At 74.6% G+C, this 21,545-nt stretch carries 23 protein-coding genes and 1 tRNA gene; 12 read left to right on the forward strand and 12 right to left on the reverse strand.

All coding sequences use genetic code 11. The features are described 5' to 3' along the window. Both IFT45_RS10270 and IFT45_RS10275 read right to left on the reverse strand, forming a co-directional pair. Complete coding sequence (locus tag IFT45_RS10270) at positions 1–543, reverse strand: FHA domain-containing protein (protein WP_056058086.1); 543 nt, start codon at positions 541–543, stop codon at positions 1–3. Beyond that, positions 540–1,253 (reverse strand): DUF3662 and FHA domain-containing protein, encoded by a 714-nt coding sequence (locus IFT45_RS10275; protein ID WP_192128018.1) that lies wholly within the window; start codon positions 1,251–1,253, stop codon positions 540–542. Before IFT45_RS10275 ends, IFT45_RS10270 begins: the two co-directional genes overlap by 4 nt. A gap of 120 nt (positions 1,254–1,373) precedes the next feature. On the opposite strand from IFT45_RS10275, the gene IFT45_RS10280 reads away from it, so the two are divergent. After that, positions 1,374–1,457, forward strand: a tRNA-Leu gene (locus IFT45_RS10280). A gap of 193 nt (positions 1,458–1,650) precedes the next feature. Here IFT45_RS10280 and IFT45_RS16750 read toward each other — a convergent pair. Further along, entirely contained in the window at positions 1,651–1,854 is a 204-nt protein-coding gene (locus tag IFT45_RS16750) for a hypothetical protein (RefSeq protein ID WP_197981446.1), read from the reverse strand. A 54-nt stretch (positions 1,855–1,908) separates the two neighbouring features. Here IFT45_RS16750 and IFT45_RS16755 point away from each other — a divergent pair, with 54 nt between their 5' ends. Continuing rightward, positions 1,909–2,052: a hypothetical protein gene (locus IFT45_RS16755; protein WP_197981445.1), complete on the forward strand. Its 144-nt coding sequence runs from the start codon at positions 1,909–1,911 to the stop codon at positions 2,050–2,052. Between the two features lie 137 nt (positions 2,053–2,189). Here the strand turns inward: IFT45_RS16755 and IFT45_RS10290 are convergent, their stop codons facing one another. Further along, positions 2,190–2,879 (reverse strand): SOS response-associated peptidase, encoded by a 690-nt coding sequence (locus IFT45_RS10290; protein WP_185230679.1) that lies wholly within the window; start codon positions 2,877–2,879, stop codon positions 2,190–2,192. Positions 2,880–2,976: 97 nt separating this feature from the next. Here IFT45_RS10290 and IFT45_RS10295 point away from each other — a divergent pair, with 97 nt between their 5' ends. Genes IFT45_RS10295 through IFT45_RS10305 form a run of 3 tightly spaced genes read left to right on the forward strand, consistent with a single transcriptional unit; the run spans position 2,977 to position 4,408 of the window. Then, positions 2,977–3,495: a universal stress protein gene (locus IFT45_RS10295; RefSeq protein WP_192128019.1), complete on the forward strand. Its 519-nt coding sequence runs from the start codon at positions 2,977–2,979 to the stop codon at positions 3,493–3,495. Further along, entirely contained in the window at positions 3,477–3,977 is a 501-nt protein-coding gene (locus tag IFT45_RS10300; protein WP_371810958.1) for a CrcB family protein, read from the forward strand. The genes IFT45_RS10295 and IFT45_RS10300 overlap by 19 nt, the downstream gene beginning before the upstream one ends. Then, positions 3,974–4,408 carry a CrcB family protein gene (locus IFT45_RS10305; protein ID WP_192128020.1) on the forward strand — a complete coding sequence of 145 codons (435 nt, stop codon included), beginning with the start codon at positions 3,974–3,976 and terminating at the stop codon, positions 4,406–4,408. The genes IFT45_RS10300 and IFT45_RS10305 overlap by 4 nt, the downstream gene beginning before the upstream one ends. A gap of 60 nt (positions 4,409–4,468) precedes the next feature. Here the strand turns inward: IFT45_RS10305 and IFT45_RS10310 are convergent, their stop codons facing one another. After that, complete coding sequence (locus IFT45_RS10310) at positions 4,469–5,383, reverse strand: cation diffusion facilitator family transporter (protein ID WP_192128022.1); 915 nt, start codon at positions 5,381–5,383, stop codon at positions 4,469–4,471. Between the two features lie 182 nt (positions 5,384–5,565). Between IFT45_RS10310 and IFT45_RS10315 the strand changes: the two genes are divergently transcribed. Continuing rightward, complete coding sequence (locus tag IFT45_RS10315; protein ID WP_192128024.1) at positions 5,566–6,459, forward strand: SDR family oxidoreductase; 894 nt, start codon at positions 5,566–5,568, stop codon at positions 6,457–6,459. A 404-nt stretch (positions 6,460–6,863) separates the two neighbouring features. Here the strand turns inward: IFT45_RS10315 and IFT45_RS10320 are convergent, their stop codons facing one another. The 4 genes from IFT45_RS10320 to nucS all read right to left on the reverse strand — a co-directional run bounded on the left by IFT45_RS10320 (position 6,864) and on the right by nucS (position 9,926). After that, positions 6,864–8,207, reverse strand: a complete 1,344-nt coding sequence (locus IFT45_RS10320; RefSeq protein WP_371810959.1) for a CynX/NimT family MFS transporter — start codon at positions 8,205–8,207, stop codon at positions 6,864–6,866. Then, a complete protein-coding gene (locus IFT45_RS10325) occupies positions 8,204–8,878 on the reverse strand; it encodes an HAD hydrolase-like protein (protein WP_056058064.1) in 675 nt (224 codons plus the stop codon). The genes IFT45_RS10320 and IFT45_RS10325 overlap by 4 nt, the downstream gene beginning before the upstream one ends. 37 nt (positions 8,879–8,915) lie before the next feature. Further along, entirely contained in the window at positions 8,916–9,125 is a 210-nt protein-coding gene (locus IFT45_RS10330) for a hypothetical protein (RefSeq protein WP_192128026.1), read from the reverse strand. 105 nt (positions 9,126–9,230) lie between these two features. Continuing rightward, on the reverse strand, positions 9,231–9,926 hold the full coding sequence (gene nucS, locus IFT45_RS10335; protein WP_056058058.1) for an endonuclease NucS: 696 nt from the start codon (positions 9,924–9,926) through the stop codon (positions 9,231–9,233). A 140-nt stretch (positions 9,927–10,066) separates the two neighbouring features. Between nucS and IFT45_RS10340 the strand changes: the two genes are divergently transcribed. Further along, entirely contained in the window at positions 10,067–10,786 is a 720-nt protein-coding gene (locus IFT45_RS10340) for a hypothetical protein (RefSeq protein WP_192128029.1), read from the forward strand. Between the two features lie 123 nt (positions 10,787–10,909). On the opposite strand, the gene IFT45_RS10345 is transcribed toward IFT45_RS10340, so the two are convergent. Next, entirely contained in the window at positions 10,910–12,154 is a 1,245-nt protein-coding gene (locus IFT45_RS10345) for an MFS transporter (protein ID WP_192128030.1), read from the reverse strand. Between the two features lie 224 nt (positions 12,155–12,378). On the opposite strand from IFT45_RS10345, the gene IFT45_RS10350 reads away from it, so the two are divergent. The 3 genes from IFT45_RS10350 to IFT45_RS10360 all read left to right on the forward strand — a co-directional run bounded on the left by IFT45_RS10350 (position 12,379) and on the right by IFT45_RS10360 (position 15,587). Further along, complete coding sequence (locus IFT45_RS10350; RefSeq protein WP_192128032.1) at positions 12,379–13,437, forward strand: dipeptidase; 1,059 nt, start codon at positions 12,379–12,381, stop codon at positions 13,435–13,437. A 138-nt stretch (positions 13,438–13,575) separates the two neighbouring features. Beyond that, the gene (locus IFT45_RS10355) at positions 13,576–14,643 is read left to right on the forward strand and encodes a LacI family DNA-binding transcriptional regulator (RefSeq protein WP_192128034.1); all 1,068 of its coding nucleotides are present in this window, start codon (positions 13,576–13,578) and stop codon (positions 14,641–14,643) included. 326 nt (positions 14,644–14,969) lie between these two features. Beyond that, positions 14,970–15,587 carry a hypothetical protein gene (locus IFT45_RS10360; RefSeq protein WP_192128036.1) on the forward strand — a complete coding sequence of 206 codons (618 nt, stop codon included), beginning with the start codon at positions 14,970–14,972 and terminating at the stop codon, positions 15,585–15,587. Between the two features lie 309 nt (positions 15,588–15,896). Here IFT45_RS10360 and IFT45_RS10365 read toward each other — a convergent pair whose 3' ends face one another. Together IFT45_RS10365 and IFT45_RS10370 are read right to left on the reverse strand one after the other, a co-directional pair. Continuing rightward, the gene (locus IFT45_RS10365) at positions 15,897–17,228 is read right to left on the reverse strand and encodes an MATE family efflux transporter (protein WP_371810969.1); all 1,332 of its coding nucleotides are present in this window, start codon (positions 17,226–17,228) and stop codon (positions 15,897–15,899) included. Continuing rightward, positions 17,225–18,490: a uracil-xanthine permease family protein gene (locus IFT45_RS10370; RefSeq protein ID WP_056058038.1), complete on the reverse strand. Its 1,266-nt coding sequence runs from the start codon at positions 18,488–18,490 to the stop codon at positions 17,225–17,227. The genes IFT45_RS10365 and IFT45_RS10370 overlap by 4 nt, the downstream gene beginning before the upstream one ends. A 136-nt stretch (positions 18,491–18,626) precedes the next feature. On the opposite strand from IFT45_RS10370, the gene IFT45_RS10375 reads away from it, so the two are divergent. Together IFT45_RS10375 and IFT45_RS10380 are read left to right on the forward strand one after the other, a co-directional pair. Beyond that, positions 18,627–20,591, forward strand: a complete 1,965-nt coding sequence (locus tag IFT45_RS10375; protein WP_192128038.1) for a M13 family metallopeptidase — start codon at positions 18,627–18,629, stop codon at positions 20,589–20,591. Between the two features lie 10 nt (positions 20,592–20,601). Beyond that, positions 20,602–21,525, forward strand: a complete 924-nt coding sequence (locus IFT45_RS10380) for a serine hydrolase (RefSeq protein ID WP_192046434.1) — start codon at positions 20,602–20,604, stop codon at positions 21,523–21,525. Positions 21,526–21,545: the final 20 nt, after the last annotated feature.

A 21,545-nucleotide genomic window follows, 5' to 3' on the forward strand; every position in this document is an offset into this window, starting at 1 on the left:
CTACCGTCGCAGCTCGAAGCTCGTCTGCCCGATCGTCACGGTGGCGCCGACCGGCACCGGTGTGGGAACGGTCACTCGCTCGCCCGCGAGGAAGGTGCCGTTCGTGCTGTCGAGGTCCTGCACGACCCAGCGGCCGTTCCAGAGCATCAGACGGGCGTGGTGCGTGGAGGTGTAGTCGTCGCGGATCACGAGGTTGCTCTCCTGCGAGCGACCGATCGTGAGCGGGCCGTCGCCGAGCGGCATCTCGAGGCCGGCCTTGGCGCCCTTCGTGATCACCAGGCGGGACGCGGGGCCGTCACCGGCGGGGGCGGGCCGACCCGCGCCTCCTGCAGGGGCCGGCGTCACCGGTGCTCGCGGAGCCGCGGGTGCCGGAGGCGCGGTGGCGGTCGACTGCGCCTGCCCCGACCCGCCGTCGGTGGGCAGCTTGCGCGCCCGCTGGCCGAAGAGGTCGGAGCGGAGCGCGAACACGATGGCGAAGACGAAGAGCCACAGCACGGCCAGGAAGCCGAACCGGAGGGCGAGGAGGGTGAGCTCGCTGGTCATCGACGGGCCTCCCGGGAGTCGGGCCCGGCGAAGGGGTCGGGCGTCGAGGACAGGGGGAGCACGCGGAACACGATACGCGTACGACCGATCTCGATCGTGGAGTCGGGCAGCAGGGGCGACTTCTTGAGCGGTGCACCGTTGAGCTTCGAGCCGTTCGTCGACCCCAGGTCGCGGACCTGCGCGTGCTGGCCGTCCCACAGGACCTCGACGTGCTGACGGCTCGTGCCGGTGTCGCTCACCGTGATGTCGGCGTCGCTGCCCCGGCCGATGACGGTGCGCTGGCCGACCAGCGGGTGGCGCACCCCGTCGATCTCGACGAACGGACGCCACTTGACCTCGCCGCGGACGTTGCCCGACTCGATCGACATGATGCCGACGCTGAGCGAGTCGTCCTCCTGCAGCCGCACGCTGAGCGGGCCGGCGAAGGCGTAGCCCTGAGCGGTCGCGTGGCGCTGGGTCAGCTGCGTGAGCTCGTCGATCAGGGTCGGGCCGATGGCCGACATCTTCGCGTGGTCGGTCGCCGACAGCCGGACGACGAGGTCGTTGGGCACCAGGATCCGGTCGCGGGAGACGACGGCGGCCGTCGTGTCGAGCTCACGACGCAGGGCGTTCGTGATCTCCAGCGGCTGGACGCCCGAACGGAACGTCTTGGCGAAGGCACCGTTGACGGCGCGCTCCAGCCCACGTTCGAAGTTGTCGAGCAGTCCCATGCGTCTCCAGGTCGGGGGTCACTGGTCGCCCGATCTTAGCCGGGTCGCGTGCGAGGTCGGTGTCGGCCAGCCTGGGGACGCTCATCCGGGCCCCTCCACCGTGCTAGAGTTGCTGAGTTCGCGCGAGTGGCGGAATTGGCAGACGCGCTGGCTTCAGGTGCCAGTGCTCGAAAGGGCGTGGGGGTTCAAGTCCCCCCTCGCGCACGAACAGAATGGCTCACCCTCTGGGTGAGCCATTCGTGTTCTCAGTGCTTGTTGGCTGCGCCGCCGCCCCTGCGGCGCAGGGGCGAACGGCTCACCCTCTGGGTGAGCCGTTCTGCGGTGACGCGGGCGGGCGGGTTCGACGGGGTCGGGCGTCCGTGACGGCCCGGACGCGTCGAACTCGCCCGTTGTGGGGCTAGATGCCGTCGACCGCGGCCTTGGCGCGCTGCATCGCGGTCTGGGCGGACTCGTCGTTCGACTGCAGGGAGGTGCGCAGCGTGTTGATGATGGTGCGCACCTCGGTGGCGACGCGGTTCCAGCGTTGCTCCTTGCCCGCGTACTCCTCGCTGGAGCCGTCGGCCTGGTAGTCCGCCATGGCGGTCTTCACGTCGGCGAGCACCGCACGGCCCGCGCCGAGGAGTCGCTGCAGAACGAGTTCGGCCGTCGGTCGCTCGTGGTCATCCCGCGCGACCCGGCGCTCGCCGCGGGCGGCCGTGTACCGCTGAACCGCGTGACGGGCGAGTCGCGGCACGCCCAGGACACGCTGGCGTCGTACCTCCGCGAGCGTCTGACGAGCCACGGGGGAGGCGCGGGCTGAGCGGCCGGGACCGCCGGCCCCGGGCGCGGCGCGCTCCCGGAGGCACGCTCCAGATCCGCTGATCCACTCCGGAGTGGATCAGCGGTGCGGGCGGGTCCTTCCTCCCGCCTGCCGTTGTCCGGCCCTCGCTCCGCTCCTCAGCCCAGGGTGACCGGCTCGATCAGCTGCGGGCCGGTGTTGCGCACCGAGTTGGCGTCGCGGCTGACCGGGTGGTGGGTCAGGTCGTGGGCGAGCTCGTGCGAGTCGCGGTCGAGCAGCTCGAGCAGCTCGGCCGTGCCGAGGTGGTCGCCGAGCCAGTCGTCGTACGAGTCGGGCGCGAGGCAGGCCGGCATGCGGTCGTGCACCTCGCCGGGCGCCACGTGCGCGTCGCGCGTGATGATCGACATCGACAGCACCCACTTGTCGGGGTCGTCGTCGGCTTTCGAGGGGTCGGGCCACGCGCTCATCACCCCTGCCATCGCGAGGGCCGCCTCCGGCTGGTGGACGAAGTGCGGCTGCTTGCCCGTCTCCGTCACGACCCACTCGTAGTAGCCCAGCGCCGGCACGATGCAGCGCGCCTGCGCGAACGGCCGCCGGAACATGCCGTTCGTCGCGACCGTCTCCATCCGCGCGTTGATCGGCTGCGGCCTCTTCTTGAGGTCGGGGTACCACGACGGCGTCAGGCCCCACCGCGCCCGGGGCAGCTCGCGCTCCCCGTGCCGCTGCCGCACCACCGGCACCGCGGTCGTCGGCGCGACGTTGAAGTCGTCGGGCAGGTCGGGCAGCCCGGCCAGCAGGTCGGGCAACAGCTCGGAGGTCGCCCGGGAGACGACGTAGCGACCGCACATCGCCCCAGTCTCCGCCTCCGTGCCCCACCGCGCCAGGGGTCGGCCCGACCCGGGCCCGGTGCTCGCGCCCGGACCCCCGCGGTGGAACACTGGCGGCATGGAGAGCACCGAGCGCAGCATCCGCGGCTACGTCGTCGTCGGGGTCGTGCCGTCGACCGCCGAGCGGGTCGTCGCGACCGCCGTCGACCTCGCGGCGCGGTTCGGCACCGGCCTCGCCTGCGTCAGCGTCGAGCCCGACCGGATGGCGTTCGCCGAGGGCATCGACGGCACCGTCCTCTCGTACCCGCTCGACCCCCAGAGCTGGGCCGCCGAGCTCGAGTTCGACCCGGCGCTGGAGGCGCGGCTGCGGCCGATCGCGGAGGCCCGCGGGGTCGACCTGGTCGCCACCTGCCTCACCGGCGAGCCGGCCCACGTGCTCGGCGCGCTCGCCGACCGCGTCGACGCCCCGCTCGTGGTCGTCGGCAGCCGCGAGGCGGGGCTCCGCGGCAGCGTCCGCGAGTTCTTCGCCGGGTCGGTCGCGCTCCACCTCAGCCACCGCCAGCACCGGCCGGTCGTGGTCGTCCCGCTCTCCCCGGTCGCGCGCTCCGAGGCGCTGCCGTGGGACGACGACCTGTGACGCCGCCGACCCCGCCCGTCAGCCCGTCGACCCCGCCGCGCGACCCGTCGGCCCCGCAGCTCAGCCCGTCGACCCCGCTCCGTCGGCGCCTCCCCCTCGTGCTGCTCGTCGTCGCGGGCGGGGCCGTGGGCACGGCGCTGCGGGTCCTCGTGACGCTGGCCGTGCCTCCCACGGGCTCGTTCGACACCGCGATCTTCGCGATCAACGTCGTCGGGGCGTTCGTGCTCGGCCTGCTGCTGGAGCGCCTGCTCCGCGGCGGGCCCGACGAGGGGCGTCGTCGCGTGCTGCGCCTCGGCCTCGGCACCGGCGTGCTCGGCGGCTTCACGACCTACAGCTCGCTCGCGACCGAGACGGCGATCCTCGGCGCCGCGGGCGACGTGCTGACGGCGTCCGTCTACGGGCTGGCGTCGGTGCTGCTCGGGGTGCTCGCGGCGGCCGCGGGGATCGCCGTCGGGGCCCGGTGGGCCCGGGGCTCCCGGTGACGCCGCTGCTGGTCGCCGCGACGGCCCTCGCCGGCGGGGTCGGGGCGGGCGCGCGCTTCTGGGTCGACGGGGCGGTGGGCGACGCGCTCGCGGCTCGTCGCTCACGCCGCGCGGTCGGCGGTGCGGACGCCGCCGCCCCCGCGCCCTACCCGTGGGGCACGGCCGTGATCAACGTCAGCGGGTCGCTGCTGCTCGGGCTGCTCACGGCGCTCGCGCTCGGAGCCGTCGTCTCGCCGACCTGGCGGGCGGTGCTCGGCACCGGGCTGCTGGGCGGCTACACGACCTTCAGCACGGCGAGCGTCGACACCGTCCGCCTTCTCGCCGCGGGGAGGCGCGGTGCCGGTGCCGCCTCCGCCCTCGGCCTCCTGGTCGCCGGCGTGGCGGCCGCGGGGCTCGGGCTCTGGCTCGGGTCGCTGCTCGCCCCAGCCTGACGGGCGGACGGCGCGGGCGCTGGCGGCGGGCGTCGCCGCCGACTCGCCGCGCAGCCCGGCTCAGACGTGCGTGGAGCGCTCGTGCTCGGCGTGGTCGGCCGGCTCGAGCTGGAAGGTCGCGTGCTCGACCTCGAAGTGGGCGGCGAGGCAGCGGTCGAGCGCGTCGAGCGTCTCGTCGACCTTCATGTCGCAGAACACGTCGCGCTCGACGACCACGTGCGCCGAGAAGACCGTCGCCCCGCTCGTGATCTGCCACGCGTGCACGTCGTGGGCCGAGACGACCCCGGGCGTGCCCGCGATGTGGCTCCGCACGTCGTCGAGGTCGATGTCGCCCGGCGCTGAGCCGAAGAGCACCCGCACGGCCTCGCGCAGCAGCGCCCAGGCGCGCGGCACGATCATCGCCGTGATCACGAGCGAGCCGATCGAGTCGGCCTGGGCGAAGCCGGTCGTCAGCACGACGACGGAGGCGACGACGACCGCGACCGAGCCCAGCAGGTCGCCGAGCACCTCGAGGTAGGCACCGCGCATGTTGATCGAGTGGCTCGCCCCGCCGCGGAGCACCAGCAGGGCCACGACGTTGGTCGCCCCGCCGACCACGCCGACGGCGAGCATCGGCACGCCGAGCACCTCGTGCGTGGCCGGGTCGAGCAGCCGACCGACCGCCGAGACGGCGACGGAGCCGGCGACCGCGAGGAGCAGCAGGCCGTTCACGAGGGCGGCGAAGACCTCGACCCGCCGGTAGCCGTAGGTCTGGCGCCCGCTCGCGGGGCGGGCGGCGACCACCGTGGCGACGAGCGCGACGACGAGGCCGATCAGGTCGGAGGCCATGTGCCCGCTGTCGGCGAGCAGGGCGAGCGAGCCGGAGAGCACGGCGCCGACCGCCTGGGCGACGAGGCCGAGGGCGACGACGGCGATCGCGAGGCGCAGGCGTCGGCCGTCGGCGGCCATGTGCCCGTGCGTGTGGTCGTGCGCCATCTCATGCTCTCTCGTGGGGCCCGAGCCGCCGGCCCGGGCGGGGTCGTCAGCGGTCGCCGCGCACGAACCTACCCGCGCGCACCGCGCAGCACCATGCCCGCGGCGCAGTCGATGACGATTCTCGGTGTCAGGAACTGCGGGAGGCGCCACCACCGCACCCGACGGAGGGCCAGGCTGGGCGCATGACCGACACCACCGCCTCCTCGTCCTCTCCGTCCGCCGAGCCCGCGCTGCGCCGCCGCGTGGCCGTCACGGGCGCGACCGGCGCCGTCGGCGGGCGCGTCGCGCGCACGCTCGCGGCGGCCGGCGTGCCGCTGCGGCTGGTCGTGCGCGACGCCTCGCGCGCTCCCGACCTCGGCGCGGCCGACGTCGAGGTCGCCGTCGCGACGTACGGCGACCACGAGGCGTCGGTGGCGGCGCTGCGCGGGGCCGACGTGCTGTTCATGGTCTCCGCGGCGGAGGCGGTCGACCGCCTCGACCAGCACCGGGGCTTCGTCGACGCCGCGGTCGAGGCCGAAGTGCGCCACGTGGTCTACACGTCGTTCCAGGGCGCGGGGCCCGACGCGGTCTTCACGCTCGCCCGCGACCACGCGGCGACCGAGGAGCACCTGGCGGCGTCCGGGCTCGCGACGACCGTGCTGCGCGACAGCTTCTACCTCGACGTGCTGCCCGAGTTCGCCGACGAGGCGGGGGTGCTGCGCGGACCGGCCGGCGAGGGGCGCGTCGCGGCCGTGGCGCGGGCCGACGTCGCCGACGCGGCCGCCGCGGTGCTGCAGGCCCCGGAGGCGCACGCCGGGCAGGTCTACGAGCTGACGGGCCCCGAGGCGCTCACCCTCTCGGAGGTCGTGGCCCGGCTGAGCGCCGTGCTCGGCCGGCCGTTCACGTACCACCCCGAGACGGTCGAGGAGGCGTACGAGTCGCGTCAGCGCTGGCAGCCGGAGCCGTGGCAGGCCGACGCGTGGGTGAGCACGTACACGTCGATCGCCTCGGGGGAGGTGTCGCGCGTGACGGACAATGTCCGGACGCTGACGGGGCACGCGCCGCTGTCGATCGAGGGGTTGTTCGGGGGGCGCTGAGCCGTCGGGGCGGCTCGGGTGCCGGTGCCGGTGCCGGTGCCGGTGCCGGTGCGGTGCGGGCGCGCGTGCTGGTGCCGGTGCGGTGCGGGCGCGGCGGCACCGGGCGGAGCGGCTCGTCCCGGAGTTGCCCGCCGAGAAGGCTGATCCACTCCGGAGTGGAGGAGCGGGAGGGTGCTGCACTCCGGAGTGGAGGAGTGTGCGGGTCCTCCACTCTGGAGTGGAGGAGCGGGACGGGGTGCGTCGTCCTGACACGGGCCGTTCCACTCCGGAGTGGAACGGCCTTCCCGGCGGACACTTCCTGGCGGGCACTTCCCGCCAGGGGCCGAGCCAGGACAGGGCCTGGGGACCCATGGGCCCGGGCGCCCGGGGCCCCGGGGCCCCGGGCCGTCGGACCCGACCGGGGCTCAGCGCACGCGACGCGACGACAGCACGCCGCTGACGCCGAGCACCACCGTCGACAGGAACACGCCGACCATCGGCAGCTGCCACCCGCCCGACACGTCGTGCAGCGCCCCGATCGCGAGCGGCCCGAGCGACGCGATCGCGTACCCGCCGCCCTGCACCAGCGCCGAGAGCCGCCGGGCGTCGTCGTCGGTCGAGGCCATCCGCACGATCACGATGAACACGATCGTGATGCCGCCGCCCTGGGCGGCGCCGCCGAAGAGCGACCAGACGAACCACATCTCGGGCACGAAGAGCAGGCCGAGCGGCATCGCTGTCCAGCAGACCGCGATGATCGCTATGACGACCGCCGGGCGCACCCGCAGCGCGAGCAACGGAACCCCGAGCGCCCCCACGACCGCCAGGATCTGGAAGATCGACGAGCTGGCCCCCGCCGCCTCCCGCGTCAGCCCGACCTCGTCGCGCAGCAGCGTCGGCATCCAGGCCGTCAGCCCGTAGTACGCGAACGCCTGCCCCGAGAAGGCCAGCATCAGGCCCCACGTCGTCGCCCGGCGCAGCAGGGGGCGCCGGCGCTCGGCCGCGTCGCGCGCCGCCGACGCCTCGTCGACGACCGAGATCCCGCCGGTGAGCACGTCCGACGCCGACGCCGAGCTCGCACCCGGCGAGGAGGCGCGGGTCGCGTCGTCGGGACCGGCCGCCCCGGGTGCCCCGCCGGCCTCGCCGACCCCGCCCGCGACTCCTGCCGGTCGACCGCGGCCGAAGGCGACCCGCGGCCCGACCGCGATCGACCAGACGACCGCCGCCAGCACGGCGAGCACGCCCCACGTGATGAGCGCGAGCGGCCAGCCCACGGCCGCCGCGATCGGCGCCGTCGCGAGCGACGTGATCATCGACCCGACGTTGAGCGCCGACGTGTAGATGCCCGTGACGAAGCCCACGCGCTCGGGGCTGAAGTCGCGGCGGATGATCACCGGCAGCACCACGTTGCCCACCGTGATGGCGACGCCGATCACGATCGTGCCGACGTACAGCCACGACGACGTGCCGAGGGCGCGCAGCACCGTGCCGACGAGCACGCCGGCGAGGCCGATCGACACCGCGCGCTCCGGGCCGAGCTTCACGATCAGGCCCGAGGCCAGCGGGCTCGCCAGCGCGAAGCAGAGCACCGGGATGCTCGTCAGCAGCCCCGCGACGACCGCCGAGAGCTGCAGGTCGCCGATCATCTGGTCCAGCACCGGCGCCGTGGCCACGATCGGCCCGCGGAGGTTCAGCGCGATCAGCACGATCGCGAGCGTGGTCAGCCAGATCGGCGCGGAGCGGACGGCCGCCCCGCCGACCTTCGTCACGCCGCGCCGCGCAGCGGGACGCCGAGCAGCACCGCGACGTCGGCCGGCGTCGCCGCGACCGCCACGGCCCCGGCGTGCTCGGCCTCGTCGCCGTAGCCCCAGCCCGCCATGATCGTCGGCACGCCGTGCACCGCGGCGCCCTCGACGTCGTGGTGGCGGTCGCCGATCAGCACGGGCCGCGACAGGTCGACGCCGCGCTCGCCGAGACGGCGGAGGGCCTCGGCGACGACGTCGGCCTTCGTGTTGCGGACCTCGTCGTCGGAGGCGCCCGTCACGAGGTCGAGGTACTGCAGCAGGTCGTGGGTCTCGAGGATGCGCGTGGCCGGGGTCTCCGGCTTCGAGGTCGCCGTCGAGGTCGGCAGCCCGGCCGCGTGCACGGCGGCCATGAGCTCTCGCACGCCCGGGAAGATCGGGCTGTCGAGCGCGCCGTGCGCGAGGTAGTGGGCCCGGTAGACCCTCATCGCCTCGACGAGGCGGTCGCCGGAGAGGCCCAGGCGCACCTCGAAGCTCTGCGGCAGCGGCGGGCCCACCCAGGCGAGCATCTCGGCCTGCGGGGGGACGGGCAGCCCGAGCTGCTCGATGGTGAACGCGAGGCTCGCCGTGATGGCGGGCGCGGAGTCGGCGATCGTGCCGTCGAGGTCGTAGAGGACGGCGGTATAGGGGAGAGTCATCGCCCTCAGCTTAGGAGCGGACGTCGCCGCCGGGTCGTCAGCCGACGCGGCGCAGCGGCCAGGTCGTCGTCGCGGGCTCGAGCGCGACGGCGGGCGTCGCCGACACGAGCGACGGCTCGGCCCTCGGCGTCACGCGCCCGGCGGGCACGTCGACGGGCAGGTCGAGGGGCCGCGTCACCACGATCGACTCGAAGATCGGGGTCGCGTCGCGACGGGCGACGATGGCGTCGAAGATGGGCGAGGTCATGGCGGGTCCTCCTGCGGGTCGGCGCCGGCCTGCCCGGACGCCTCTCGGAATACTACGCTGATATTCACATTTCGCAACCGCGTGCGACGAGCGGTGCGCGGCCGCTCAGAACAGCCGCGAGTGCGAGTCGTCCAGCCCGCGCATGGCGTCGTAGTCGAGCAGCAGCGTCCGGATGCCCCGGTCGTGGGCGAGCGTGCGCGCCTGGGGCTTGATCTCCTGCGCCGCGAAGACGCCGGTCACCGGGGCGAGGTGCGGATCCCGGTTCATCAGCTCGAGGTACCGCGTCAGCTGCTCCACGCCGTCGATGTCCCCGCGACGCTTCAGCTCGACCGCCACCGCGCCTCCCGCGGCGTCCCGGGCGAGGATGTCGACCGGCCCGATCGCCGTCATGTACTCGCGCCGCACGAGGGTGTGGCCCTCGCCGAGCAGCTCGATCTGCTCGGCCAGGAGCTTCTGCAGGTCGGCCTCGACGCCGTCCTTCGTGAGGCCCGGGTCGACGCCCATCTCGTGGCTCGAGTCGTGCAGCACCTCGTGGATCGAGACGACGAGCACGTCCGCGGTCTTCGGCTGCGTGACCTTCCAGAGCTCGGTGACCCCCGCCTCCCGCTGGTCGTCGTCGGGCTCGACCACGCGGACGGTGCAGGGCGGGCTCATCCAGTTCAGCGGCTTGTAGCTGCCGCCGTCGGAGTGCACCAGGAGGCTGCCGTCGCGCTTGACCATCAGCAGGCGGGTGGCGAGGGGGAGGTGGGCGCTGAGTCGGCCGGCGTAGTCGACCGAGCAGCGGGCAATGACGAGACGCACCCGATGATCCTAGGTGCCCGGGGGGCGGCCGGGCTCGTGACGATCCGTCGATATCTTCTTGACAGAATGCGAGATGCGAAATACCGTCGGGGTGACCGAGGGGCCGTGCCCCGCCCGACACCCGATCGAGAGGCCCCGCCGTGAGCGCGACCCTGCCCCGCCCGACCCGACCCGCCCAGCCGCACCGCACCCGCGACTCCCACGCTCCCCGCCCGGCCGTCGACCCGGCGGGCCTGATGCTCGTCGACATCGCGACCGGCCGGTACCTCCCCGGCGACGAGATCGACGCACAGGTCGTCGCCCGCGAGCACGGGCTCCGCCCCGTCGACGTGCGCATCGCCCTCTACGACCTGCGGCGGGCCGGCCTCGTCACCGGCGTGCCGTTCAGCGGCACCCGCGTCGTCGTCTGGCACCGCCGCACGAACGAGGCGCTGATGCGTCGCCTCGGCCGCGTGCTGGCGGGCGTCGCCGCCGCGTCGCCCGTGCTCGAGGCCCTGCCCGAGCCCGCCGAGACCCGCCTGCCCGCCGCCGACCTGCTCGTGCGGCACGGCCTCGCGCTGCCCGCCGACGTCGAGCACTTCCTCGACCTGGCCCGCACGATGGTCGACACGCTGCCGGCCGACGAGCGCGTCCGGGTGCACTCGGAGCTGCTGCTGCCGCTCACCGTGCTCTCGACGACCACGGCCCTGCACGTGCACGGCGTCGTGCCGGCGCTGCCCGAGGGCGTCCGCGGGGCGATCGTCGACCTCGTCGAGGCGGCCGCGCACTACGGCGACTGGGCCGACGTGCCGGGGCTCGTCGCCGACTACACGGTCGCGCTCGGCGCCGACGAGCCCCGCTCGCCCGGCGACCCCGCCTGACCGGCGCGGGTGCACCCTCTTCTCGCACCGACACCCTGTTCTCGCACCGACACCCCGCCGCGGCAGGGTTCCCGTGCGAGGAAGGGGTTCGGGACGGGGCGGACGGGGCGGACGGCGCGCGGGTCAGCGGCGGGAGGGCTCCCGCGCGGCGCCGGAGGCGAGCCCGGCCACGGCGATCAGCACCAGCACGACCCAGAGCCCGTTGAGCAGCCCGACGTGCTCGCCGAGGAACCCGATCACCGGCGGCATCGCGAGGAAGGCGACGTAGCCGATCGTCGCCACCGCGCTCACGCGGGCCGCGGCGTTCCGCGAGTCGTCGGCGGCGGCCGACAGCCCGACCGGGAACCCGAGCGCCGACCCGGCGCCCCAGAACACGACGCCGACGATCGCGAGCCACGGCTCGGGCGCCACGATCACGAGCAGCAGGCCGAGCGCGGCCGACACCGCCGAGAAGCGCAGCATGGGGACGCGTCCGAACCGGTCGAGCAGCGGCGAGCCCGCGACGCGGGTGATCGTCATGGCCGTGACGAAGACGAAGAAGACGACGGTGCCGGCGGCGTTCTCGAGCCCGTGGCCGTCGACCATGGCGAGGGCGAGCCAGTCGTTGGCCGAGCCCTCCGCGGTCGCCATGCCGAGCACGATGAGGCCGATGAGCACCGTGCCGGGGGTGCGCCACACCGCGAGGCGCGAGCGCCAGCCTCCGGTGGTGCCGGAGGCACCGGCCGCGTCGCCCTCCACGGGCGCGTGCCCGAGGTCCTCCGACTGCATCCACCGCGTGACGACGAGCGCCGTGGCCGCGATCGCGACCGCCAGCACGGTCACGTGCACGGACACCGGCACGTCGAGCGCCTCGGCCCCGGCGCTGAGGAGGGCGCCGACCATGGTGCCGAGGCTGAAGGCGGCGTGGAAGAGGGGCATGACGGTCTTGCCGAGCACGCGCTCGGCGGCGGCGCCCGAGACGTTCATGCCGACGTCGCAGAGCCCGTTGCCGAGGCCGAAGACGGCGAGGCCGAGCACGATGCCGACGAAGCCGACGCCGAGGTCGGTGCTGAGGCCCGCGATGGTGAGGCCGACGGCCACCGTGCCGAGCGAGGCGAGCACCGTGCGGCGGGCGCCGAGCGCGGCGATGAGGTGGCTCGAGAAGGTGATGCCGACGATCGAGCCGACGCTGAGGCCCGTGACGAGCAGGCCCATCTCGAGCGTCGTCGCGCCGAGCACGTCGCGGACGGCCGGCACGCGGCCCAGCCAGGTCGCGACGGCGAGCCCGCTGAGGCCGAAGACGACGAAGAGCGCGTTCCGCCACCGGACGACCTGTTGGCGGGTGAGGTCGCCGTCGTAGCTGCGCGTCTCGGCGGTGGGGCTGGTCATGGCGGTGTCACCTCGAGCGTCGGTGTTCGGCGGGCGTGAGCTCTCCGACCGGCCGGCACCGCGCCTCCTCGGGCCTGGTGACGTGCGGGTCGAATCGATTCGACCGTCAGCCTAGGGGGTCGTCGCGCCCGCTGTCGAGGGCGGGCCGGGCGAGCGACGATCGAGCGACGACCGGGTGGCGACCGGGCGGCTGCCGGGCGGCGCCTCGTGGGTAGGGTCGGCCCATGACGACGCTCACGCTGCCCGCCGACCTGGCCTTCCCGGTGATCGACGGCCACAACGACCTGCCCTGGGAGTGCCGCGTCGCCCGCGGCTCGAGCGTCGAGGGCGTCGACGACACGGCGCTGACGCTGCACACCGACCTGCCGAAGCTCCGGGCGGGCGGCGTCGTCGGCCAGTTCTGGTCGGTGTTCGTCGAGACGACCGAGCCCGACCCGGTGCGCGCGACCCTGCAGCAGATCGACCTCGTCCACCGGATGGTCGCCCGCTACCCGGAGTCGCTCGCCCTCGCGCGCACCGCCTCCGACGTGGTCCGGGCCGTGGAGCAGGGGCGCGTCGCGTCGCTGCTCGGGGCCGAGGGCGGGCACTCGATCGGCGACGACCTGGCCGTGCTGCGCACCTTCGCGCGCCTCGGCGTCCGCTACATGACGCTGACGCACAACGACGACACCCCGTGGGCAGACTCGGCCACCGGCAGCCGGCCGCACGGCGGGCTCACCGACCGCGGCCGCGAGGTCGTCGCCGAGATGGAGCGGCTCGGCGTGCTCGTCGACCTCTCGCACGTCAGCCCCGACACGATGCGCGACGCGCTCGACGTCGCGACGGCGCCGGTCGTCTTCAGCCACTCGTCGACCGTCGGCGTGGCCGACCACCCGCGCAACGTGCCCGACGACGTGCTGCGGCGGCTGCCCGACGTCGGCGGCGTCGTGATGGTCACCTTCGTGCCCCAGTTCGTCTCGCGGCGGTACGCCGACTGGCTCGCCGTCGACGTCGCCCGGGCCGAGGGCGAGCCGGGCGAGGCCGCGCCGCCGGTCACCGTGGCCGACGTCGCCGACCACGTCGAGCACGCCCGCGACCTCGCCGGGGCGGCCCACGTCGGCCTCGGCGGCGACTACGACGGCACGCCGACGCTGCCCGACGACCTCCGCGACGTGTCGCGCTACCCGGTGCTGGCCGACGAGCTGAGGAGTCGCGGGTGGGGCCCCGCAGACCTGCGCGCCCTGGCCGGCGGCAACGTCCTGCGCGTGCTCGCCGCGACCGACGAGCGGTTCGCCGCGAACTGAGCGGCGCGCCCGCGGCGGCGTGCGGCCCTGCGGGGCCGGCCCTGAGTGGGCGCCTCGCGGGGACCGGCCCTGCGGCGCCGGGCGCTGGGCGCCCGGCCCTGCGGGGGCGTCCGGGCCGGTCAGCTAGGCTGCGGCACCATGAGCCGGGCAGAGGGCGACGTCGCCGCGAGGCCGACCCTCGCCGCGGTCGCGCGGGCGGCCGGGGTCAGCGCGAGCACCGCCTCCCTGGCGTTCAGCGGAGCCGGCCCCGTCTCCGACGAGACCCGCACGCGCGTGCTCGCGGCTGCCGCCGAGCTCGGCTACGGCGGCCCCGACCCCCGGGCGCGCTCGCTGCGCCGCGGCCGGTCGGGCATCGTCGGCGCCGTGCTCGAGGACACCCTGAGCAACGCCTTCCGCGACCCGATCAACGTCGCGATGCTCGACGGCATCGCCGACGTGACCGGCCCCGCCGACAACTCGCTGCTGCTGCTGACCGAGAACGAGGGCGAGCACTCGCGCCTGCTCGACGCGCCCCTCGACGCCGCCGTGCTCTTCGGCTGCAGCACGCGGCTCGACGAGTCGGTGGAGGCCGTGCGGCGCCGCGGCATCCCGCTCGTGTCGATCGAGGCGAAGCCGATGGAGGGCGTGCTCGACATCGGCGAGGACAACGTGGGGGCCTCCGAGCTGCTCGCCCGCCACCTGCACGACCTCGGCCACCGTCGCGTCGCCGTCGTGGCCCTCGAGCTGGGCCCCACGCGCTGGGTCGGGCCCCTCACCGACGAGCGCGTCGCCCTCGGCACCTCGTGGCCCACGCTCGAGCGGCTGCGCGGCACCCGCCGCGTCTACCCCGGCGTCGGCGGCCTGGTCACCTACGGCAGCTGGACGAGCGAGGGCCACCGAGCCGGTCTGCAGCTGCTCGACGTGCCCGAGAACGAGCGGCCGACCGCGATCATCGCGCAGAGCGACCTGCTGGCCTCGGGCGTCATCGCCGCCGCGGCCGAGCTGGGGCTCTCGGTGCCGCGCGACCTCAGCGTCGTGGGCTACGACGGGGTGCGGCTCGACGACCCGCGCGCCGCCGACCTCACCACGGTCGTGCAGCCCGCGGTCGAGAAGGGCCGGGCCGCGGGGCGCGCCGTGCTCGCGCTGCTCGCCGGGGAGCCCGCGGTGGGAACGACCTTCACGAGCGTGTTCCGCGCGGGCTCGACGACGGCGCCGCCGGCGCGCTGAGCGGCGTCGCACGCGGCTGCGCCGTCGGAGCACCTGGCTCGCCCCGCCGGCTCGCCCCTCCGAGCCGCCGAGAGGCCGCCGAGGTGCCCCCTCCTGGGCCCTCGGTGCGCACGAGGTCCCACGACGGGGCACGTCGCCGTCGCGGTCTCGCGCGCGGCGCGGCCCTGCGTGCGGCACGGCCCTGCGTGCGGCGCGGGCCTGCGTGCGGCGCGGGCCGGCGCACGGTGGCGGTCGCGCGTGCGGCGCGGGCCTCTGCGGTGAGCAGTTCTCGCGACTCGCGGTGCCTGCACCGGCCGACCCGCGCCTCCCGCCCCTAGCGTCGCCGTGTGCACATCACAGTCCTGTCTGTCTCCCTCGCCCTCGTGATCGGCATCGTCGTGCCGATCGTCGTCGCCGCCCTGGTCCGTCGCGGCGACGCGGCGCGGGGCAAGACGTTCCCGATGCCCGACGCCGTCACCGGCGTGCTGTTCGAGGTGCGCACCCGTCGCTGGCAGCGCGTGCTGCTGCGGGTGATCGGCTACGTCATGGCGATCGTGGGCGCGTTCATGACCTTCATCGGGGCCGTCGTCGGCTTCACCGACCCCGACGAGGCCCTGCCGTTCGGGTTCTGGATCGCCGCGGTGCTCATCCTCGCCTTCGGCGTCTGGCTCGTCATGATGGCCAGCGCCCTCGGACGCACCCGGCTCCAGGTCTGGGAGGACCGCCTCCTCGCCCGCCGCGGCTTCCGGGCCGAGCGCCTGGTGCTGCTCTCCGACATCGCGCGGCTGACCCCGTACGCGAGCCAGTACGGCGGCATCGTGGCGAAGGGGGCCGACGGGGGCAAGCTCTTCATCTCGGACGGGCTCGAGCTGAACCACGACCTGCTCGCCGACCACCTGCGCACGCGGCTGCCGCAGGTCTGGGCCGCGTCGTTCCCCGGCGACGCGCGCGGGGCGCGGCGCTGACGCCGTCACCGCGCTGACGCCCCCCCACTGCGCTGACGCCCCAACCGCCTCACGCCCCCACCGCGCTGACGCCGCGCCGCCGCCCCCGCACCACGCGCCTCCCGCCACTCCTCTGCTCCCGTCATCCGCGCCTCCCCTCGCGCCGCCGGGCTGCAATTGCCGACCACGGAGCCCAGAACGACTGGATATCCGGTCGCCAGAGTGCGCTCGGCGCCGATCTGGTCGGCATTTGCGCCGAGCGACGTAGCCGGCGGCCGGCGAGACCCAGCGCCCCGCACCCCGAGCGACGCAGCCGGCGGCCGGCGGCGCTCAGCGCGCCCCGACGACCATCCACCGGTCGCTCCGCGCGCGCAGCCCGAGCGTGACCGCCCGGGCCCCGATGTACCCGAGGCCGAACGCGAGCCAGAGCGCGACCGCGCCCGACGTCGTCGACCCGACCCGCGACTCCACCGGCAGCAGCACCGCGAGGTAGGCGGCGAGGCTCACGACCGACGCGATCGCGAGGTAGCGGGCGTCGCCCGCTCCGAGCAGCACCCCGTCGAGCACGAAGACGAAGCCCGCGAGCGGGATGCCGACCGCCATCGCCACCACCACCGACGGCAGCACCGCCTGCACGCCCGGGTCGGGGCTGAAGACCGGCGCCAGCACCGGCGCGAGCAGGGCCAGCACGCCGCCGAGCAGCACCCCTCCACCGACGCCGAACAGCATCAGCCGCCGCGTGACCGCCCGCACGCGCTCGCGGTCGCCGCGGCCGAGGGCGTGCCCGATCATCGCCTGCCCGGCGATCGCGAGGGCGTCGAGGGCGAACGCGAGGGTGCTGAAGAGCGTCAGCGCGACCTGGATCGTGGCCAGCCCGGTCACCCCCGAGGAGGCGGCGGCCGCGACGGTCGCGATGAGCGCGGCCCGGAGCCCCGCATTCCGCACGAGCAGCCAGCCCCCCGCCTGGGCGGTGCGGCCGACCCCGGCGAGCCCCGGTCTCAGGTCGGCGCCGACGGCTCGGGCGGCCCGCACGGCGATGACGACGTAGACCGCCGCCATGCCCCACTGCGCGACGACGGTGCCGGCCGCCGAGCCCGCGATGCCCCAGCCGAGGCCGTAGAGGAAGAGCGCGTTGAGCCCGGCGTTCGCCGCGAAGCCGACGGTGGCGACGACGAGCGGGGTGCGGGTGTCCTGCAGCCCGCGCAGCAGGCCGGTCGCGGCGATGACGAGCAGCATGCCGGGCAGCCCGAGCAGCGAGACCGAGAGGTAGGTCGTGGCGGCCGCCGCGACGTCGTCGGCCACGCCGAAGAGGCCCACGAGCGGCTCGGCCGTCACCGCGCCGACGCCCGCGACGACCACGCCGACCAGCAGCGCGAACCACATGCCGTCGACACCGGCACGGATCGCCCCGCGCTGGTCACCGGCGCCGAGCCGCCGCGCGACCGTCGGCGTCGTGGCGTAGGCGAGGAAGATCAGCAGCCCGAGGGCCGTCTGCAGGACGACGCTGGCCACGCCGAGGCCGGCCAGGGGCACGGAGCCGAGGTGGCCGACCAGGGCGGTGTCGGTGAGCAGGAAGAGCGGCTCGGCGACGAGGGCCCCCAGCGCCGGCACGGCCAGGCGGACGATCTCGCGGTCGAGGGGCGAGCGGAGGCGCACGCTCAGTCGGTGCCCCGGAGCCGACCCAGCACGCTCATCACGTGGAACACGACGATCGCCGCGACCGTGCCGAGGATGATGCCGCCGAAGCTGGCGCCGCCGAGCACGAGGGTGAAGTCGGCGATGCCCATGATCAGCGCGACGCCGGCGGTGAGCTGGTTCTTCGGGCGGCTGAAGTCGACCTTGTTCTCGACCCAGATGCGGATGCCGATGACGCCGATGAGGCCGTAGAGCGCGGTGGTCACGCCGCCGAGCACCCCCGGCGGGATGGTGAAGATGACGGCGCCGATCTTGGGCGAGAGGCCGAGCAGGATCGCCACGACGCCGGCGACCCAGTAGGCCGCGGTGGAGAAGACGCGGGTGGCGCTCATCACGCCGATGTTCTCGCCGTAGGTCGTCGTCGCTGAGCCGCCGCCGAGGCCCGCGATCACGGTGCTGAGGCCGTCGGCGAAGAGCGCACGACCGGTCAGCGGGTCGAGGTCGCGCTTCGTCAGCTGCCCCACGCCCTTCACGTGCCCCACGTTCTCGGCGATCAGCGCGAGCACGACGGGCAGGAAGCCGAGGTAGATCGGCAGCTGACCGAGGTCGAAGGCGGGGGCGGTGAACGTCGGCAGGCCCACCCACGGCGCGGCCGCGACGGCGCTGTAGTCGACGGCGCCCGCGATGACGGCGGCGACGTAGCCGACGACGACGCCGACGAAGATCGAGAGGCGCCCGAGGAGGCCCTTGAAGAGGACGGCGCTGAGCACGACCGCGGCGAGCGTGATGAGGGCGATGCCCGGCGAGAGCGCGAAGTTGTCGCGGGCGGCGGGGGCGAGGTTGAAGCCGATCAGGGCGACGATCGAGCCGCTGACGACCGGCGGCAGGAGGGCGTCGATCCACCGCGTGCCGGCGAGGTGCACGAGCACGCCGACGAGGGCGAGCAGCGCCCCGACGACGATGATGCCGCTCAGCGCGAGGGGGATGCCGCCCACGTCGGTGGCGGCGGCGATCGGCGCGAGGAAGGCGAACGACGAGCCGAGGTAGCTGGGCAGCCGGTTCTTCGTGATGAGGAGGAAGAGCAGCGTGCCGATGCCGGAGAAGAGCAGGGTCGTGCTCGGCGGGAACCCCGTGATGATCGGCACGAGGAAGGTCGCGCCGAACATCGCGACGACGTGCTGGCCGCCGAGGCCGACGGTGCGGGGCCAGGTGAGGCGTTCCTCCGGGGCGACGATCTCGGTCGAGTCGACGGTCTTGCCGTCGCCGTGCAGTGCCCAGGGGAGTGCCATGCCGAGAACTGTAGCGAGGAAGCGATTTCCTTCGTGTTTCCTGGGGACGGCCGCCGAAGAGCCGGTCGTGCGGGCCGGACGGCGTAGCCCGGCCCCTCCCGGACGGCCGTCGGGGGCCTCACCTAGGCTGACGGGCATGACGAGCGACGCGCTGACCTCCGGCATCACCACCGACGACCTCGACCCCGCGGTGCGCCCGCAGGACGACCTGTTCCGCCACGTGAACGGCCGCTGGATCGCCCGCACCGAGATCCCCGACGACAAGGCGCGCTACGGCTCCTTCCTCGTCCTGGCCGAGGAGGCCGAGGCGGCCGTCCGCGACATCATCCACGAGTCGCAGGAGGCCGAGCCGGGCACCGAGGCCCGCAAGGTCGGCGACCTGTTCACGAGCTTCCTCGACGAGGGCCGGGTGGAGGCGCTGGGCGCGGCCCCGCTCCGCCCGCTGCTCGAGCAGGTCGAGCAGGTCGGCGACGTGCCCGACCTGCTGCGCCTGGTCGGCAGCTTCGAGAAGCAGGGCGTCGCGAGCTTCGTGCAGCTCTTCGTCGACAACGACCCGGGCGACCCCGAGCGCTACGTCGTCTTCCTCGAGCAGGGCGGCCTCGGCCTGCCCGACGAGTCGTACTACCGGGAGGAGAAGTTCGAGTCCGTCCGCACGGCGTACGTCGCCTTCGTCGAGACGATGCTCGGCCTGGCCGGGCTCGACGACGCCGCCGGCCGTGCCGCCCGCGTCGTGGCGCTCGAGACCGAGCTGGCCACGCACCACTGGAGCAACGTCGCGACCCGCGACAGCGACGCCACCTACAACCTGCAGCCGTGGTCGGAGCTCGCGGCCTCGGCGGCGGGGGTCGACCTGGCGGTCTGGCGCGACGCGGTGCAGGCGCCCGCCGGCACGTTCGACGAGGTCGTCGTGCGCGAGCCCTCGTTCGTCTCCGGCCTCGCCGGCCTGCTCGTCGACGAGCGGCTGCCCGAGTGGCGCGACTGGCTGAGCTGGCAGGTCGTCCGCTCGTTCGCCGCGTACCTCTCGTCCGACTTCGTCGAGGCGAACTTCGACTTCTACGGCCGCACGCTGACCGGCACCCCCGTCCAGCGGGCGCGCTGGAAGCGCGGCGTCTCGTTCGTCGAGGGGGCGATGGGCGAGGCCGTCGGCCGCATCTACGTCGAGCGGCACTTCGCGCCGGCGGCGAAGACCGCGATGGACGACCTGGTCGCGAACCTCGTCGAGGCCTACCGCCAGAGCATCACGCAGCTCTCGTGGATGACCGACGAGACCCGGCAGCGCGCGCTCGACAAGCTCGACAAGTTCACCCCGAAGATCGGCTACCCGGTGAAGTGGCGCGACTACTCGGCCCTCGAGGTCGACGCGAGCGACCTGATCGGCAACGTGCGCTCGCAGGCCGTCGTCGGCTTCGACCGCGAGCTCTCCAAGATCGGCTCGCCGATCGACCGCGACGAGTGGTTCATGACGCCCCAGACGATCAACGCGTACTACAACCCCGGCTTCAACGAGATCGTCTTCCCCGCGGCCATCCTGCAGTTCCCGTTCTTCGACGAGACCCGCGACGCAGCCGCGAACTACGGTGCGATCGGTGCGGTGATCGGCCACGAGATCGGCCACGGCTTCGACGACCAGGGCTCGAAGTACGACGGCGACGGCCGCCTGACCGACTGGTGGACGGCCGCCGACCGGGAGGCCTTCGAGGCCCTCACCTCGTCGCTGATCGCGCAGTACGACGCGCTCGAGCCCGCACAGGTGCCCGGCCACCACGTCAACGGCGCCCTCACGATCGGTGAGAACATCGGCGACCTCGGCGGCCTGTCGATCGCCTACGACGCGTACCTCCTCTCGCTGGGCGGCGAGGAGGCGCCGGTCGTCGACGGCCTGACCGGCGCGCAGCGCTTCTTCCTCAGCTGGGCCCAGGCCTGGCAGATCGCCATCCGCGACGAGGAGGCGATCCGCCTCCTGTCGATCGACCCGCACTCGCCGAACGAGTTCCGCTGCAACCAGATCGTCCGCAACATCGACGAGTTCTACGCGGCGTTCGGCGTGACCGAGGGCGACCGCCTCTGGCTGCCCGAGGCCGAGCGCGTCACGATCTGGTAGCCCCGCGCGGGTGACGGAGGGTGCAGGAGGCGGTCGTCGCGACCGCCGGGGAGGCGACCGTGGCGCCGGTGCGCGCCACGGTGGCTCCCGTGCGCCCGAGTCGTTCGGCCGGTCGTTCACGACGCTCGGCGAGCTCGCCGTGGAGGGCGCGTCGGTCTCCGTGGCCGTGCGCGACCTCGACGGCGGCGACGACCTGCTGAGCGTCGACGAGACGGTCGCCCTGCCGGTCGCCCAGGTCGGCGCCCTGCTGCTGCTAGTCGAGGTCAGCGCGCAGATCGAGTCGGGCCGTCTCGGCGCCCTCGACGAGCTCGAGCGCCTGGCCGGCCCCGGCGACCGAGCCGCGCTCGGCGGCGGAGGGGTCTGGTCGTACCTGCAGCGCCGGGCCCTCGCGGTCACCGACGCGGCGGCGCTGGTCGGCGCGCTGCGCGACCCCGCGGCCGTGAACGCGCTCGTGGGGAGGGTCGGCCTCGACGCCGTGCGAGCCCGCGCCGACGGCCTCGGCCTGGTGCGCACGGCCCTGCTCGACGAGGTGCGCGCCGAGCGCGGCCCGGACGACGCCCCGGCCCTCGCCGTCGGCACGGCGGTCGAGCTCGTCGGGCTGATGACCCGCCTGACGCACGGCGAGGTCGTCGACGAGGCGGTCTCGAGCCGCGTGCTCGGCTGGCTGTCGCTCGGCGTCGACCTCTCGCTCGTGGCCGGGTCGTTCGGCCTCGACCCGGTGTCGCACCGCCGGCTCGACCACGGCCTGCAGCTCGTCAACACGGTGGGGGTCTCACCGGGGACGCGCTCCGAGCTCGGCGTGCTGCGCGGCCCGGCCCGCGGGGTGGCGTACGCCGTGACCGTGGCGTTCGACGACCTCACGCTGGCCCGCCGCCTCCGCGTGGTGGACGCGCTGCGCGCCCTCGGCACCGACCTGCTGGAGCACGTGCACTGAGCCGGGGCGCCCGCGCCCGA

Source organism: Frigoribacterium sp. CFBP 13707 (assembly GCF_014842245.1).
Taxonomy (GTDB): Bacteria; Actinomycetota; Actinomycetes; order Actinomycetales; family Microbacteriaceae; genus Frigoribacterium; species Frigoribacterium endophyticum.